The sequence below is a fragment of the Pseudomonas sp. Irchel s3f10 genome (assembly GCF_900187515.1).
Lineage (GTDB): Bacteria > Pseudomonadota > Gammaproteobacteria > Pseudomonadales > Pseudomonadaceae > Aquipseudomonas > Aquipseudomonas tensinigenes.
Map to the genome: position 1 here is coordinate 318,768 of NZ_FYDZ01000007.1, position 15,765 is coordinate 334,532.

The window sequence follows — 15,765 nt, forward strand, 5'->3', positions numbered from 1 at the left end:
CGATTGTTTATGTCGGATATCTTTCTACCGTTTCGAGACGTTGCCATGCCTTCATTACCGTGGTCCGACATCGATACCGTTCTGCTCGACATGGACGGCACGCTGCTGGATCTGCACTTCGACAATCATTTCTGGCTGGAACACCTGCCCCAGCGTTACGCCGAACTGCACGGGGTCAGCCGGGCCATGGCCGAGATGGAATTGCAGCCGCTGTTCGAACGCCATGCCGGTCAGTTGCAGTGGTATTGCCTGGATTTCTGGAGTGCCGAGCTGAAGTTGTCGGTGCGGGAATTGAAGCTGGAAACTGCGCATCTGATTGCCTTGCGACCGGATGCCGATACCTTTCTGGCGGCGATCAAACGCGCCGGCAAACGGGTGATCATGATCACCAACGCGCACCGCGATTCACTGTCGCTGAAGCTTGAGCGGATCGAACTGGCGCCGTATTTCGAACGGCTGATCAGCTCGCATGACTACGGTTTTCCCAAGGAAAATCCGCAGTTCTGGGATGCCTTGCAGGCCGATATCGGCTTTGATCCGGCGCGTAGCCTGTTTATCGACGATACCTTGCCGATTCTGCGCAGTGCGCGGGATTTTGGTGTGGCGCATCTGTTGGCGGTGAAAGAGCCGGACAGTCGCAAGGGGCCAAAGGACACGGCTGAGTTTGCGGCGGTTGAGGATTATCGGGATTTGATCGCTGGTCTTTGATCTTTGTAGGAGCTGCCGAAGGCTGCGATCTTTTGATCTGGTTTCTAAAAATCAAAGTCAAAAAATCGCAGCCTGAGGCAGCTCCTACAGGTGTTTTGTGTTACTCAGGAATACGCAGAGTCTGCCCCGGATAGATTTTGTTCACATCCTTGAGCATCGGTTTGTTGGCATCGAAAATTTTCTGATACTTGTTGGCATCCCCGTACACACGCAGAGAAATAGCGCTGAGGGTGTCACCCGACTTGACCACGACAAATTGTGCGGCAGTGACAACCGGGCCACTCACAGTAATCTGGTCATCCACGCTGCCAACCCCGGCAATATTGCCCACCGCCAGCAGAATCTTCTCTTTCTCTTCCTGACTCGCGACTTCTCCGGTGACGGTCACTTTGTCGCCATCCACCGTCGCCTGCACATTCGGATTGCCCAGGCCGACCTTGCTGATGTGTTCCTTCAACTGCTCACTGGCATTGGCGTTGCCCGGGGTCAGCAGATCGATCAGCTTTTCACCGGCTTCTTTTACAAAACTTAAAAGACTCATCGTGGTTCTCTCCATGGAATAAAGGGTCAGTCGTCCAAGCCTAGACCACCGCAGACAAACCCGGTTCCAAGCCGACCAATGACCCTGCCACCGCGCAAGCGGTAGAATCGGCCACCCCTGCCAGCGCCCGGAGCGAAGATGGACATCAAGCAGCTGAAATTCCTCATCGCCCTCGACGAAACCCGCCACTTCGGCCAGGCCGCCGCGCGTTGCCACATTACCCAGCCAACCCTGTCGATGCGCCTGCGCAGCCTCGAAGAAGAACTCGACCTGCCGCTGGTCAACCGTGGCCAGCGTTTCGAAGGCTTCACCGCACCCGGCGAGCGTGTGCTGGCGTGGGCACGTTCGGTAATGGCGGCTTATGACGGTTTACACGCTGAAGCAGCGGCGTGTCGCGGCAACCTGATCGGCACGTTGCGGTTGGGCGTGGTGCCACTGTCGAGTTTCGATCCGCTGCCTTTGATGCAACGCCTGCATGCCGCACACCCGGATCTGCGTTTCGAAATGTCGGCGCTGAGTTCCGAACAGATCCTCGAACATTTGGCGAACAACCGCATCGACATCGGCGTGTCCTATCTTGATCGCCTGGATCACGAACGCTTCGAATCACTGACCTTCAACGAAACCCGCATGGGCCTGCTCTACGACCAGCGCACCTTCACCTTTGGCGAGGCTCCGTTGAGCTGGCAGTCACTGATCGAACTGCCGCTGGGCATGCTCACCAGCGGCATGCATTTTCGCCAGTCCATCGACCACAACTTCCACAGCCGTGGCCTGACCCCGCAACCCTTGCTGCAAACCGACGCCGTGCATCAATTGTTACAAGCAGTACACGGCGGCTTTTGCTGCGCGATCATGCCGCTCGACGGTGGTCTGGAAAAACTCACCGATCACCTGCGCCTGCAACCCATCGAAAACGCCCAGACCCTCGCCCCGCTGGGCTTGATCATGCGCCGCAGCGCCCCGCGTTCGGCGCTGGCCGAGGCCTGTTTCGCGCTGTATCAAAAATCACCAGAGGCTTCGTGATCGACGGCCTCTATCGATAGATCGACACTAGCGATTAGACGCGACAACTTGCCGCGCCTAGTCTTAACGTTGATCAAACCGTCGGTGATGCCATGAACGCCAAGCGCCCAGCCTGCGCGGCGCCAGTAATCGAAACGCCCGCGCCTGCCGCCAGCCAGACCTACAGTTACAGCGATTTGCCCCGCGAGGAATCGGCCAGCACTGCGCTGGCCGAGGAAGTTGCGTTGGCGATCGCCTACAACGGCATCAGCCAGGCGGTGATGCTGGTGACGCCGACCGACCTGGAAGACTTCATCGTCGGCTTCAGCCTCGGCAGCGGCATCATCATCGACGCCAGCGACATTTATGACCTGCAACTGACCGGCGCAGGCTCGGCGCAATACGCGCAAGTGACTATCGCCAATCGCGCGTTCTGGAACCTCAAGCAACAGCGCCGGCAAATGGCCGGCACCAGCGGTTGCGGGTTGTGCGGTGTCGAAGCGGTGGAACAGGCGCTGCCTGATCTGAAAGTCCTGCCCGGTGCGCCGTTGCCGCCGATTGAATGGCTCGACGGTTTGCGTCAGCGCATCAGTGCATTTCAACCCTTGGGCCAGTACTGCGGTGCGGTGCACGCGGCGGTGTTCATGAATGCCTGCGGCGAATTGCTGCTCGGCCGCGAAGACATCGGCCGGCACAACGCCCTCGACAAGCTGATCGGCGGACTGATCCGGCAAAAGATATCCACAGACGGCGGCCTGGCGATTGTCACCAGCCGTTGCAGCCTCGAATTGATCCAGAAAGTCTTGCGCGCCGGCATCCAGACTTTAGTCAGCCTGTCCGCGCCCACGGGCCTTGCCGTGCAATGGGCCCGTCGACACAACCTCAATCTCATCCACCTGCCGCAGAAAAGTGCGCCGCGGGTGTATAGCCCCGCGATGGAGAATCAAGCGTGAGCCAACATCATCAAGCCGACCAGAAACCTGTCCCGCGCTACAAGCCATACAAAGGCGCCGCCGGCGGCTGGGGTGCCCTGATCAGTGTGGCTCAGGCCTGGTTGACCAGCGACAACGCGCTGAAAAACCTGCGCATGATGCTCAAGACCAACCAGAACGGCGGCTTCGACTGCCCGGGTTGCGCGTGGGGTGATTCGCCGGAAAGCGGCATGGTCAAGTTCTGCGAAAACGGCGCGAAAGCGGTTAACTGGGAAGCCACCAAGCGTCGTGTCGACGCCAAGTTCTTCGCCAAACACAGCGTGACCTCCTTGCTGGAGCAGAGCGATTACTGGCTGGAATATCAGGGCCGCCTGACCGAGCCGATGGTCTACGACGCCGAAACCGATCGCTACAAGCCGATCAGCTGGGACGACGCCTACACGCTGATCGCCAAGCACCTGCAAAGCCTGCCGAGCCCGGATCTGGCCGAGTTCTACACCTCGGGTCGCGCCAGCAACGAGGCGGCGTATCTGTACCAGCTGTTCGTGCGCGCCTACGGCACCAACAACTTCCCTGACTGCTCGAACATGTGCCACGAGGCCAGCGGTGTGGCGTTGGCGCAAAGTGTCGGCGTCGGCAAAGGCACCGTGACTTTCGACGATTTCGAACACGCCGACGCAATTTTCGTCTGGGGCCAGAACCCGGGCACCAACCACCCGCGCATGCTCGAACCGCTGCGTGAAGCGGTGAAGCGCGGCGCGCAAGTGGTGTGCATCAACCCGTTGAAAGAGCGTGGCCTGGAACGTTTCCAGCACCCGCAACACCCGATTGAAATGCTCACCAACGGCGATAAACCGACCAACACCGCCTATTTCCGTCCGGCCCTCGGTGGCGACATGGCGCTGCTGCGCGGCATGGCCAAGTTCCTTCTGCAATGGGAGCGCGATGCGCAGAAGGCTGGCGAACCTGCTGTGTTCGATCACGACTTCCTCAACGCCCATAGCGCCAACGTCCTCGAGTACTTGGGCGTGGTCGATGACACGCCGTGGGAACAGATCGTCGAGCAATCCGGCTTGACCCTCGTAGAAATCGAGCAAGCTGCGCGCATGTACGCCAAGGGCAAGAACGTGATCATGTGCTGGGCGATGGGTATCACCCAGCATCGCCATTCGGTGCCGACCATCCAGGAAATCGCCAACCTGATGCTGCTGCGCGGCAATATCGGCAAACCGGGCGCCGGCCTGTGCCCGGTGCGCGGCCACAGTAACGTGCAGGGCGACCGCACGATGGGCATCAACGAGCGTCCGCCGGTGGCGTTCCTTGACTCGCTGGAGCGACGCTTCCAGTTCAAGGTGCCGCGCCACAACGGCCACAACGTGGTCGAGGCGATCCATGCGATGGCCGAAGGTCGTGCGAAGGTCTTTATCGGTCTGGGCGGCAACTTCGCCCAAGCCACGCCGGACAGCCCGCGCACGTTCGCAGCGCTGAGCAATTGCGACCTGACCGTGCAGATCAGCACCAAACTCAACCGCAGCCACCTCGCTCACGGTAAAGACGCGCTGATCCTGCCGTGCCTCGGTCGTACCGACATCGACATCCAGACCGAAGGCCCGCAAGCGGTCACCGTGGAAGACTCGTTCAGCATGGTTCACGCCTCCAACGGTCAGTTGCAGCCACTGTCGAACCAGATGCGCTCCGAGCCGTCGATCATCGCCGGTATCGCTGCTGCCACACTGGGCAGCAAACCGGTGGACTGGAACTGGCTGGTGGCCGATTACGGGCGCATCCGCGAACTGATCGCCGACACCATTCCCAACTTCAAAGAGTTCAACGAGAAGATCAAGAACCCGGGCGGTTTCTACCTCGGTAACAGCGCTGGCGCACGCAAGTGGAACACGCCATCAGGCCGGGCCAATTTCCGCGCCAACATGCTGCCGAAAGATCTGGTACACGAACGCACCCGCGCCACCGGGCAATTGCCGGATCTGATCCTGCAATCGATGCGCTCTCACGATCAGTACAACACGACGATTTATGGTCTCGACGACCGTTATCGCGGAGTGAAGGGCCAGCGTGATGTGCTGTTCGCCAATGAGGCCGACATCATTCGTCTGGGCTTCCGTCCGGGGCAGAAGGCTGACATTGTTTCGATATGGGACGATGGTCGTGAACGTCGGGTGAAAGGCTTCACTTTGTTGGCGTTTGATATTCCGGCCGGGCAAGCGGCGGCTTATTACCCGGAAGTGAATCCGCTGGTGCCATTGGAGAGCACCGGGGATGGCAGCCATACGCCGACGTCGAAGTTCATTGCGATTCGGTTGGAAGCGGCGAGTGAGACTGGATTGATCATGGCCAAATCTGCTTAATTCAAAATCAAAAGATCGCAGCCTCCGGCAGCTCCTACACCGGCTCCTGTAGGAGCTGCCGGAGGCTGCGATCTTTTCGCTTCTACTTTTCAACCGCCCACAAAAAAGGCCGTTTTTTCACAAAAACGGCCTGTCCGAAGTAGCTAAAGACCGGCAAAAAACAGTTAAGTTCCGGTGAAAAAACAGCAACTTGCAAAGTTGTATACAAGTCGTGTTATTCGTCGGATTTCGATTGTCACGCTTGTCACACAGCCTCAGGATCGGCGCCGTCATCCCTTTGAGGCTCATCTATGAAGTTCTCCTCGATTCTCTTGTTGTCCCTTGGCCTGGTCAGTGGTTTTGCTTCCGCAGGCGGCACCACCGAAGCAGGTGTGGGCGGCGCATTGGGCGGGGTTCTTGGCTCGGTCGTCGGTCAGTCCTTAGGCGGCAATACAGGTTCCACCATCGGCGCAGCCCTGGGCGGCGCGGGTGGTAGTGCGGTTGGTGCCGACAAACGCAGCCGTGGCGAAGCCGCCATCGGTGGTGCGCTGGGCGCAGCCGGCGGTAACGTAGTCGGCCGCAGCATGGGCGGCACCACCGGCAGCCTGATCGGCTCCGCAGCGGGTGGCGGCGCCGGTGGCGCGCTGGGCAACTACATGGGCAACAAGAGCGATGACGATGATCGTCATTATGATCGCGGTCGTGATCGTGACCGTGGTTATTACCGCGACCGTCACCCGGGCCGCGGCCACGCTTACGGCCACCGCAAGCATCACAAATACCATCGCGACTGAGGCCTCAAACACCTCGCTGGCCGGTAAAGCAAAATCGCAGCCCAAGGGCTGCGATTTTTTTTTGCCGTTTACACCACCAGGTATTCCAGTGCCTGCCGCAGTTCGGCAGGAATCGGCACTGGCAGATTGCTCGCCCGGTCAACGAACACATGCACGAAACGCCCGGCCGCACACGCCTCGCTTTCGCCGACCTTGAACACCGCCAGCTCGTATTGCACTGAACTGTTGCCCAACTTACCGACTCGCAGACCGATCTCGATCAGGTCCGGAAAGGCGATCGAAGCGAAGTAATCACACGCCGAACTGACCACAAACCCCACCACCTCGCCGTCATGGATGTCCAGACCACCAACCTGTATCAGGTAGGTGTTCACCGCCGTATCGAAGAAGCTGTAGTAGGTGACGTTGTTGACGTGACCATAGGCGTCGTTGTCGTGCCAGCGCGTGGTGATAGGCTGGAAGTGCGGATAGTCGGTGCGCTGAGGGGTGGACATGGTTGGGCTGATTCTCCTGTTTTTCAGTGAGGCCGCTAGCCCTCACCCTAGCCCTCTCCCAGAGGGAGAGGGGACTGACCGAGGTGTTTTCTCGGAATACACCGACCTGAGGCTTTCGATTCGAACTCAAATTCTGAAACACACGAAAATCGGCTCCCTTTCCCCCTCGCCCCCTTGGGGGGAGAGGGCTGGGGTGAGGGGGATAGATTTTCGCCGTAACACTAAGCTTGAGCAAACCCCTTCCCTTGCGCCGCCAACTCACCAATCAACCGCGCCGGTTTCCACTGATCGCCCTGCCGCGTCTCCAGCGCCAGCAAGCGCTGATGAATATCCGCCAGCCCTTGCTGATCCGCCCACGCCATCGGACCGCCCTTGTCCGCCGGGAAGCCGTAGCCGTTCAGATACACCAGATCGATGTCGTGTGCCGACTCGGCAATGCCTTCCTGCAAAATCTTCGCGCCTTCATTGACCAACGCCAGCAAACTGCGCTCCAGAATCTCCTCCGGACCAATCTCGCGGCGCTGGAAGCCCAGCCCTTCGCTGACCTGCAATACCAGCGCATCGACCTCAGGATCGTGCTCAGCCTGACGACTGCCAGGTTCGTAATGGTAATAACCGTTGCCGGACTTCTGCCCAAACCGGCCCATCTCGCACAAACGGTTATCTACCTGAACCTCTGGCGCATCCTGCCCCTTGCCGGCCAACTCGCGTGCACGCCACTCCAGATCGATGCCGACCACGTCGTACATGCGGAACGGCCCCATGGCAAAACCGAAACCTTGCAGCGCCGCGTCGACCTGCTGTGGATAAGCGCCTTCAAGCAACATCTTGCGCGCCTCCAGCACATACGGATGCAACATCCGATTGCCGATAAACCCGTGGCAATTGCCCGACACCACGCTGACCTTGCCCATGCGTTGGCCCAGCGCCAGCGCTGCTTCCAGAGCGGCCGGCGAAGTCTGCGCGCCGCGCACGATCTCCAGCAGCTTCATGATGTGTGCCGGGCTGAAGAAATGCAGGCCCAACACTTGCTCCGGGCGCCTTGTCGCGGCAGCAATCGCATCGATGTCCAGCGCCGAGGTATTACTCGCCAACAGCGCCTCAGGCTTGAGCAAACCATCCAGCTCACGAAAGATCTTCTGCTTCAGCTCAAGATTTTCGTACACCGCCTCGATCACCAGATCGACATTGCGAATCGCCGCATAATCCGCCGCCGCACTGACTCGCGCCAGACGCGCATCCGCCTCGGCCTGATCAATCCGGCCCTGGCGCACGTTATGTGCATAAGTCTCGGCCACGGTGGCGAGTGCCTGCTCAAGCATCTGTGGATTGTTATCCACCCACTGCACCGTCACACCGGCGTTGGCCAGGCACATGACAATGCCCCGGCCCATGGTGCCCGCACCGATCACCGCGGCCTGCTGAATATCGAAGGATGTCTGGCTCATGTTGTTCTCTTGTTGGCGATCCAAAGACAGACCTCAACCATAGTCAGCCAACGACGGTTTTTGAAGTTTATTACCGTGATGATCGACATTCAGCGGATGGATAGAGCCCCCGCCTTGATGACACTTAATGTAGGAGCTGCCGAAGGCTGCGATCTTTTGATCTTGAACAAATCAACATCAAAAGATCGCAGCCTTCGGCAGCTCCTACAACGATCAGAGGTGCTCTTGCGCCCAGTTGCGGACTTCGGCGTAGGGATATTCCTCCAATGCCGCAAACCCGGGAATCGCTCGCGCCTTGAGCTTGGTAAACAGCGGCACACTGATCCCGCACAGAAACCGCGTTACCCGCTCCGCTGTCGGGATGACCCCGGTGTGCTGCTCATGCCTGTGGATAAAATCGCCACACAACGCCGCAAAGTTTTTATCCACAAGCGCGGGCAACTCCGGTGGTGCCGGCAACCGTGCAACCTGGCCATGACACACCGAGCAATGCCCACACCGCTCAGGCGCATTGCGATCCCCGAAATACTCGGCCAGGCGATAACCCAGACAACGCTCGGTGGCAAAAACTTCAAGCATCGCGTGGATGCGCGCCACTTCGGCCTGCTCATGTCGGGTGAAATAGTCATGCAGCTCAGCGCTCAGGGCATCGCTGTCAAAGTCACTATTCAGCAGGCTGTAGACCTCGGTCATCTGCTTGCTTTCCAGCTCGACCCAGCCCTTTTCCTGAAAGTAATCCAGCGCCTTCACCACCCGATTGCGTTCGGCGGAATATTGCGAATACATCGCCTCGAAATTCACCGTGGCCCAGGTGCGCGCGCGCGTCGAGGTCTGAATGATCGCGGCTACGAACTCCCTGCGCTCACCGTCAAAACGCTCAAGCAGCGCTTCCGGTTCCAGCAGATATTTGAAACGGTATTCGGCGTAGTAGGCATAGCGCGGCGCGATCAACCCGCGCAGCTCCAGTTGCACCAGCAATGTTTTCAGCGGCAGTGAGCGAATATTGCTCTGATCCGCCAATGGCCCGAGCAGAAACTCCCACTGTCCTTCCGGCACCGAGGCCTTCAGTTCGTCGAGCACATAGCGGATGCCATCACGCTCCGGCGTATCACCGTAGACGAAGTTTTCCAGCACGTTGAGGCTGTCGCGATTGGCCAATACCAGACAGTCCGACGGCTGCCCGTCGCGCCCCGCACGGCCGATTTCCTGACTGTAGTTTTCGATGGATTTGGGCAGGTCGAAGTGCACGACATTGCGGATATCACTCTTGTCGATACCCATACCGAAAGCGATCGTCGCAACGATGCAATTGGACTGCCCAGCCATAAAGCGCTTCTGGATCGCCTCGCGTTTGTCGTGGGCTAAACCCGCGTGATACGCCTCGGCCTGAATGCCGTTGCGCTCAAGGTGTTCGGCGATGTGCTCGGCGGTTTTCTGCAAGGTCACGTAGACGATGCTCGGCTGCCCCGGACGATCACTCATCCATTCCACCAGACGCCGCCGCTTGTCCTGGCCGCGCACCGGTTCGACCAACAGGTTGAGGTTGGGCCGATAGAAGCCTGTGGTCACCACATCGGCGGCGGCGATCGAAAATTTGGCCTGCATGTCGGCGATGACTTTCGGCGTTGCAGTGGCTGTCAGCAGCAAAGTTTGCGGGATGTTGAACTGGCGCTGATAGTCCGGCAGCTTGAGATAATCGGGCCGGAAGTTGTGGCCCCATTCCGAGATGCAATGCGCCTCGTCCACCACCAGCAACGAGATCGGCACCTGCTGCAAAAAGTTGCGAAAGCGCTCGTTCTTCAAGCGCTCCACCGAGATCATCAAAATCTTCAATTCACCCGAACGGGCGCGGGCCATCACGTCATTGGCATCATCGCGACTCTGCGCAGAATCGATGCTGCCTGCGGATATGCCATGACGCTGCAAGAAGGCCAGTTGATCCTGCATCAGCGCCAGTAACGGCGAGACCACCAACGTCAGGTGCGGCAGCATCAGCGCCGGCAATTGATAACAAATCGACTTGCCGGAACCGGTGGGAAAAATCGCCGCCGCCGAACGCCCGGCCAGCACCGCGCTGATCGCCGTCTCTTGTCCGGGTCGAAACTGTGGAAAACCAAAAACCTGTTCCAGGGTGTTGTGCATTCGCTGTCACTCCATTGACTGCTGCCATGCCAACAGCCTAGCGGGCGATCGCAGCGAGTCGAGAAAAGGTCGGGGCCAAATCGATTCGGAATGATACAGCGGATGCCACGAACACCGTGGCACTCTGTGGGAGCGAGCCTGCTCGCGAAGAGGCCAGCCGCCACACCACAAAGCTTAAAAAATCAGGGACGCAACACCGCCACCCGCAACTGCTCATTGAGCATCTGCTCATGCACACCTTGGCTCTTGCTCGCCCACAGCGCATGGGCCGGACTGATGTCGCCAGTGAACGCTGCCGCCAACTGACGCAGATCAGCGACGCTGCGCACACGCGGGCAGAACGGTTGCTCATCACAGCTCTGACTGGCGTTGCGATAGGTGCTCAGCAATCCCTCCCAGAGGCCGTCGCGCACGTGGCGAATCGACTTCAGCTGCACGTGGGGCACACCGAGTCGCTGCTCAAGCCCCTCTTCATCCAGCGCTTCGCTGGCCAACAGCGCTTTGGCGAACATCAACACTTCACCACGCGACGCCGTGTCCATGCTCGCCTGGCTGATGAGTGCCTCCGGCCAATCGGTGCGATCGAGACGATCCAGCACCCATGCATTGCCAACGTCCGAGGCCATGGTCAAACGGTAAGTGCTCAGCCCGAGCAATAAAATCGCGGCCATTCGTAGCCAGTGCATACCTAATTCCCTTTAAGCGCGTGTCAGACGTTTGGAAACGCCCTACAGATTCTGGCGCGCACGATACAGCGCTTTAGCCCGAATCGCCTGACAAACAAGTAGGAATTATTACGCCTAAGGGTTTTGGCCTGAAAAAGCTGCGAAAACACGTAGGGCATTTCCTCAAACCACGGAAAAACCCCTACGAATACTGTCCATTGCGGCTGTCTTGTCCCACAGAGAAACGCCCTTCTATAGTGGCCGGCGCGGCTGCAAACACTCTGCCGGCCCGCCCCAGCGCCTTCGAACAGGACACGCCTCACCATGATCAACCGCTATCGCCCACTCAAGACCTGCTACAGCGAAAACCCGGTGCTGCTTATCGACAGCCACTCCAGCCAGACTGACCTGATCAATGCCGCCGATCAGCGTTTACGCGCGGCCGGAGATTTGCTGGAAACGCTCTATTGCCTATGTTTCAAACAGGCTGACGTGAAAGATATTCCCAACATCGTTAACGCGCTTTATCTGCTTGTTCAGGATGGCTGCGACTTGCTTGAAGTCGCCAAACAAAAACCATCATAAACAACACACAACTAACTCTTCTACAAATACGGAAACACCAACACTCTTTATTTGTACATGCAACTCACACTAACTTGTTCGCTCTTACAAATAAACGAGAGCAACACCATGACAGTTTTAACTATATTTTTTTGCGGCACTGGCTCCAACAAGTTCGATACCGCCCATGAAAACTTCTGGGACGGCGAACTGGTTTCCACACTGGCTGCCAACCATACCGGCCGCGAGTTCGCCGAATGGATCGTCGTCGACGGACCCGGCAGCGGCAACCTGCAAGCTGACGACCTGTTCACCAAGACCAAGGAGTACGGCGTGTCCGGCACACTGTTCGGCAAAGGCTGGGAAGAAAACGTGCGGCACGCCATCAATATCATCAAGGGCAAATGCGACTGGCAGCGCGTACAACTCACCGAGGCCGAATACAACCGCCTCAAAGCCGCCGGTATTCCTATTGACGATGTCAAAGTCGAAGGCTCGTGGATGTGGCGAAAGTACAACTACGGCGACCGTAGCATCACTCAACAGAAGTTACAGGAAGGGATCATCAGAACGTTCCGCAAAGATGGCATTATTCCCACCCGCGTCAATCTGGTGGGTTGGAGCCGAGGCGGCATAAGTTGCCACATGCTGGCCAATGCGATGTTAAAGGACAGCCAACTTAAAAACATTCCGGTGAACATCTTTGCATTGGACCCTGTTCCGGGTATCGGAAACTTCCAGGAAAACCGGGTCAAACTCGGCACCAACGTCAAAGAATATGTCGCCTTCTATGCCCGCGATGAACGCTCCAAGGGTTTCAGTTGCGTGATCCCGCAGACCGCCACCGGCACCAAAACCAGCGTCTACCCCATGGCCGGCCGCCACGCGACCATGGCCGGCAACGCCACAGCTGACGGTGGCGTGCCTGCCAGCGCAAGCGACCTGAAAACCCTGGTGGAACCTGGCCGCGTGGTCCGTCACTACGCCGAAACGTGCCTCAAGCGCTGGGGCGTACAACTGAACAAAACCCTCAACCTGACCCAGACCGACCTGCAAAACCTCACCAACGGCATCGTCCGCGATGAAGCCCGGTACAAACGGATGCACAATATCTCCTACACCTACTTCACCGAACTGGATAAAGGCGAACGCTACGTGTCTCTGGGCAGCAAAGGCGTGCCGTTCTCGGCGGTGAAAGGCACGATCTACGCGCCTGCGACGGGGCTGACGACGAGTGTGCTGGATGTGGCGGCGTATCGGGTTATTGGTTGAAGGCCGTGGGCGCGTGAACGGACGAAAAAACCTACAGTAATGGCCTATCCGCTATTCGTCCCATTCCTACAAACCCAGACTCCCTTGCCGCCTATCGCGGCTTGGTAAGTCAAATCTATAGTCGTGACTGTCGCTGCCAAATCAGCGACTCGGGTTTGGTCACCTGAAATTGAGAGAGAGAAACTGCGCATGCCCTTGTATGCTTGCCGCCATCTATTGTGCGGCATGCTTTATGGCGGCTGTGTTTGGGACGCTTCGGCGTACACGGAGTTCTCTCTCTCTGGTTGACCAACCCGAACACAGTCGCCTCCCATCGTTTGGTCATGATGGCGGCGGCTATTGAAAAGCCTATAGAGAGAAGAACAATGAAAGCATGGAACCCGCTTACTCCTGATCGCTACCGCCCACTCGAATCCAACCTCACCGACACCAAGCCTCTACTCATCGACACAGCCGCCAACCCGCAAGACATCCTAGAATGCGCCGTCCAGCGCCTGCGCGCTTCAAGCGACCTGCTAAAAACCCTCTACTGCCTCAGCTTCAAACAAGCCGACGTCGAAGACATCCCCCACATCACCCACGCCCTCTATCTGCTGACGCAGGATGGCTGTGACCTGCTGCAGGTTGCGCAGCAGCGAATGCTCAATTGGAAGGATCCAGCCTGAAAACAATCTCAGGCAGGTGTGTTTCCGACAAGAATCGCCTGCCTCACCAACGAACGTAATTTTGGACACTCGGTGTCTACTGCCAGGAGTTGAATTTTGCAAACTACTATTGATTGCGTACGATGGACGCCACTGTTCAGCCAAGAGTTTGCCTCCATGACCACTGAAACCATTGATCACAGCACTCTCAGTCGCCTGATTGAAAACGGCTCTGTAAGAAGCACAAGTATCGTCGCCAAGCCTGGTGGCTGGACGATTCAAATTCAGCATGGCAATGAAGAACATACGCTAACAGCGCAACGGAGTGGCCAGGTGCGCCTGTTCAAACGGCTTGAAACACTGGTGACCTATTTGAGAGGACTGGGTATCAGCCAGTTCGATGTTGACGCTTCCAGCTATGACCCATCGCAAATGAAAACATACGCTCGTCCTGATCGCGCCGAAGCAATGAAACAAGCGCATGAGGCAGCCGCATATGACGAATGGTTCAAACGGCAGGTTCAGACCAGTATTGACGATCCAAGACCTAGTATTAGCGATGAAGAAACCCGCCGAATATTTGCCGCCAAGCGTGATGCCCTGCGTAAACGAGTACGCTAATGAAGTTGATTTGGCGTCCGGAGACGCATATTGACCGAGAGCGGATTATGGATCGTATTAGTCAGGACAACCCTGAAGCAGCGGCTGACCTCGATGAGATATTTGAATCAAAAGGGGAGCTCGCCCGACAGCGTCCAACGCTGTACAGAAAGGGCAGAGTTGAAGGAACACGGGAAATCGTCGCAACCCCCAGTTACGTCATCGTTTACACGATCAAAAACGAATGTGTGGAAGTATTGAGAGTGATGCATGCCAGGCAACAATGGCCGTGATCACGTCAGACAGTTGAGTGATGGGGCGCTCAGAAGGTTGAATGACCCAAGGGTAAACGTAACTCCTTGCCCCCCGGTCAACTGTAATTATTCCGTTGTTATCACCCCAAAAGTGAAGGAATTTTAGCTTTATGGCCAGGAGAACCTCGCCGCTACTTCCGAAGGTTGCACGACTCTTGAACGATCTTGGTGAGCGCCTGAAACTGGCCCGTCTTAGGCGCAGACTCACTGCAAAACTAGTCGCTGAAAGGGCTGGAATGTCAGTCATGACATTACGCTCACTGGAAGCAGGTAGTGCAGGCGTCACAATGGGAGCGTACTTGTCAGTGATGCACGTACTAGGTCTCGAGCAAGATCTGAATCTTCTGGGTTCCACGGATGAACTCGGTTACCGACTGCAGGACTCCAGGCTTCTTTCCTCTAAGACTTCACTCGGCAAAAAATCAGCGAGTGAACCGAGTCTCGATATTCCAAAACAAAGAAAACTACCGACTTCACACACGAGCGTTATCGAAGCCGCATATGTGAGTGAAGACAAACTCAAGAACTTCCCAATGAATACTCACTCGCTGTCTGAATTGCTGACGCGAAAGCCCTCGCAGGGCACATAGCAAGAAAAACGCCCACAAAAAAGCCGCCCCGAAGGGTAATGCCAGTCAGTTAAGCTGACTGGCATTTTTATTTTTGATCGGATACTTCGGCGATTTCAGCCGAATCGCCCGAGGATAAACGCGCTCCTCACGTCGATGCGGCAGAACGTAGTGCGGCGCTGAAGCATGAAGCTCGGCCAAATACTTGGGGATGTTCCCGGAACGGTCGGCCGAGACGCTGTTGATAAACCCGAGAATCGCCCAGGTACACGCGGTGAAGCTCATTTCGCACGGGTAAATGCCAGGACAGTGGCGACTCATTTCCACCATCTGATAGCGCAACAAGTTGTAGCCCAACAACACGCCCCACAACTCTTGCTCGATCATCTCGGGTGTCTTGCTACGCAGCGTATAGCTGCTGTTGAGCAGCGTCTGCTTCATTTCCCGAAAGCCTAATTCGATTTCCCAGCGCTGGCTGTACAGATCAACGATCTCGTCGGAAGGAAAACGCAGTGGGTCAGCCATCGAGGTCAGAATCTGACACACCTTGCCCTTGACGGTTTTGCTCAGCAGTCGCGCGGTCAGCCGCTCCGGCAGCCCAGGCCATTGCTTGCGGGCCTGCGGCGAAGTGCTCAGCAAAACAATCGCATCCTGGCGCCCCAAACGCTGGATCACCTCGTACTGCGAGCCTTTTTTCAGCGGCATCAGCCAGTGGCGTTCGACACCTG

17 protein-coding genes are annotated in these 15,765 nt (G+C 57.4%); 11 read left to right on the forward strand and 6 right to left on the reverse strand.

The window, feature by feature from the left end; genetic code table 11:
- Nucleotides 1-45: 45 nt before the first annotated feature.
- The gene (gene yrfG / locus CKW17_RS17725) at nucleotides 46-708 is read left to right on the forward strand and encodes a GMP/IMP nucleotidase (protein ID WP_095120804.1); all 663 of its coding nucleotides are present in this window, start codon (nucleotides 46-48) and stop codon (nucleotides 706-708) included.
- A gap of 100 nt (nucleotides 709-808) precedes the next feature.
- On the opposite strand, the gene lysM is transcribed toward yrfG, so the two are convergent.
- Entirely contained in the window at nucleotides 809-1,249 is a 441-nt protein-coding gene (gene lysM, locus CKW17_RS17730) for a peptidoglycan-binding protein LysM (RefSeq protein ID WP_016986405.1), read from the reverse strand.
- 138 nt (nucleotides 1,250-1,387) lie between these two features.
- Here lysM and CKW17_RS17735 point away from each other — a divergent pair, with 138 nt between their 5' ends.
- The 4 genes from CKW17_RS17735 to CKW17_RS17750 all read left to right on the forward strand — a co-directional run bounded on the left by CKW17_RS17735 (nucleotide 1,388) and on the right by CKW17_RS17750 (nucleotide 6,325).
- Complete coding sequence (locus CKW17_RS17735) at nucleotides 1,388-2,275, forward strand: LysR family transcriptional regulator (RefSeq protein ID WP_095120805.1); 888 nt, start codon at nucleotides 1,388-1,390, stop codon at nucleotides 2,273-2,275.
- A gap of 92 nt (nucleotides 2,276-2,367) precedes the next feature.
- Entirely contained in the window at nucleotides 2,368-3,207 is an 840-nt protein-coding gene (gene fdhD, locus CKW17_RS17740; RefSeq protein WP_095120806.1) for a formate dehydrogenase accessory sulfurtransferase FdhD, read from the forward strand.
- Nucleotides 3,204-5,552, forward strand: a complete 2,349-nt coding sequence (locus CKW17_RS17745; protein ID WP_095120807.1) for an FdhF/YdeP family oxidoreductase — start codon at nucleotides 3,204-3,206, stop codon at nucleotides 5,550-5,552. Before fdhD ends, CKW17_RS17745 begins: the two co-directional genes overlap by 4 nt.
- A gap of 290 nt (nucleotides 5,553-5,842) precedes the next feature.
- Nucleotides 5,843-6,325, forward strand: a complete 483-nt coding sequence (locus tag CKW17_RS17750; protein ID WP_095120808.1) for a glycine zipper domain-containing protein — start codon at nucleotides 5,843-5,845, stop codon at nucleotides 6,323-6,325.
- 68 nt (nucleotides 6,326-6,393) lie between these two features.
- Here CKW17_RS17750 and CKW17_RS17755 read toward each other — a convergent pair whose 3' ends face one another.
- From CKW17_RS17755 to CKW17_RS17770, 4 genes are all read right to left on the reverse strand, one after another.
- On the reverse strand, nucleotides 6,394-6,819 hold the full coding sequence (locus CKW17_RS17755) for a thioesterase family protein (RefSeq protein WP_095120809.1): 426 nt from the start codon (nucleotides 6,817-6,819) through the stop codon (nucleotides 6,394-6,396).
- 221 nt (nucleotides 6,820-7,040) lie between these two features.
- A complete protein-coding gene (locus tag CKW17_RS17760; protein WP_095120810.1) occupies nucleotides 7,041-8,267 on the reverse strand; it encodes a 3-hydroxyacyl-CoA dehydrogenase in 1,227 nt (408 codons plus the stop codon).
- Nucleotides 8,268-8,480: 213 nt separating this feature from the next.
- Nucleotides 8,481-10,409, reverse strand: coding sequence for an ATP-dependent DNA helicase RecQ (locus tag CKW17_RS17765; protein WP_095120811.1), 1,929 nt, complete (start codon nucleotides 10,407-10,409; stop codon nucleotides 8,481-8,483).
- A 182-nt stretch (nucleotides 10,410-10,591) separates the two neighbouring features.
- Entirely contained in the window at nucleotides 10,592-11,095 is a 504-nt protein-coding gene (locus CKW17_RS17770) for a polysaccharide deacetylase (protein WP_095120812.1), read from the reverse strand.
- A 303-nt stretch (nucleotides 11,096-11,398) separates the two neighbouring features.
- Between CKW17_RS17770 and CKW17_RS17775 the strand changes: the two genes are divergently transcribed.
- From CKW17_RS17775 to CKW17_RS17800, 6 genes are all read left to right on the forward strand, one after another.
- The gene (locus tag CKW17_RS17775; RefSeq protein WP_095120813.1) at nucleotides 11,399-11,659 is read left to right on the forward strand and encodes a hypothetical protein; all 261 of its coding nucleotides are present in this window, start codon (nucleotides 11,399-11,401) and stop codon (nucleotides 11,657-11,659) included.
- Between the two features lie 108 nt (nucleotides 11,660-11,767).
- The gene (locus tag CKW17_RS17780) at nucleotides 11,768-12,910 is read left to right on the forward strand and encodes a hypothetical protein (protein ID WP_095120814.1); all 1,143 of its coding nucleotides are present in this window, start codon (nucleotides 11,768-11,770) and stop codon (nucleotides 12,908-12,910) included.
- Nucleotides 12,911-13,275: 365 nt separating this feature from the next.
- Nucleotides 13,276-13,575 (forward strand): hypothetical protein, encoded by a 300-nt coding sequence (locus CKW17_RS17785; RefSeq protein WP_095120815.1) that lies wholly within the window; start codon nucleotides 13,276-13,278, stop codon nucleotides 13,573-13,575.
- Nucleotides 13,576-13,731: 156 nt separating this feature from the next.
- Entirely contained in the window at nucleotides 13,732-14,175 is a 444-nt protein-coding gene (locus tag CKW17_RS17790; RefSeq protein ID WP_095120816.1) for a hypothetical protein, read from the forward strand.
- Nucleotides 14,175-14,447 (forward strand): type II toxin-antitoxin system RelE/ParE family toxin, encoded by a 273-nt coding sequence (locus CKW17_RS17795; protein ID WP_095120817.1) that lies wholly within the window; start codon nucleotides 14,175-14,177, stop codon nucleotides 14,445-14,447. The genes CKW17_RS17790 and CKW17_RS17795 overlap by 1 nt, the downstream gene beginning before the upstream one ends.
- A 131-nt stretch (nucleotides 14,448-14,578) precedes the next feature.
- Nucleotides 14,579-15,058 (forward strand): helix-turn-helix domain-containing protein, encoded by a 480-nt coding sequence (locus CKW17_RS17800; RefSeq protein WP_095120818.1) that lies wholly within the window; start codon nucleotides 14,579-14,581, stop codon nucleotides 15,056-15,058.
- A 45-nt stretch (nucleotides 15,059-15,103) separates the two neighbouring features.
- Here the strand turns inward: CKW17_RS17800 and CKW17_RS17805 are convergent.
- Nucleotides 15,104-15,765: IS4 family transposase (locus tag CKW17_RS17805; protein WP_141234576.1), on the reverse strand; the 662-nt coding region annotated here is incomplete at its 5' end.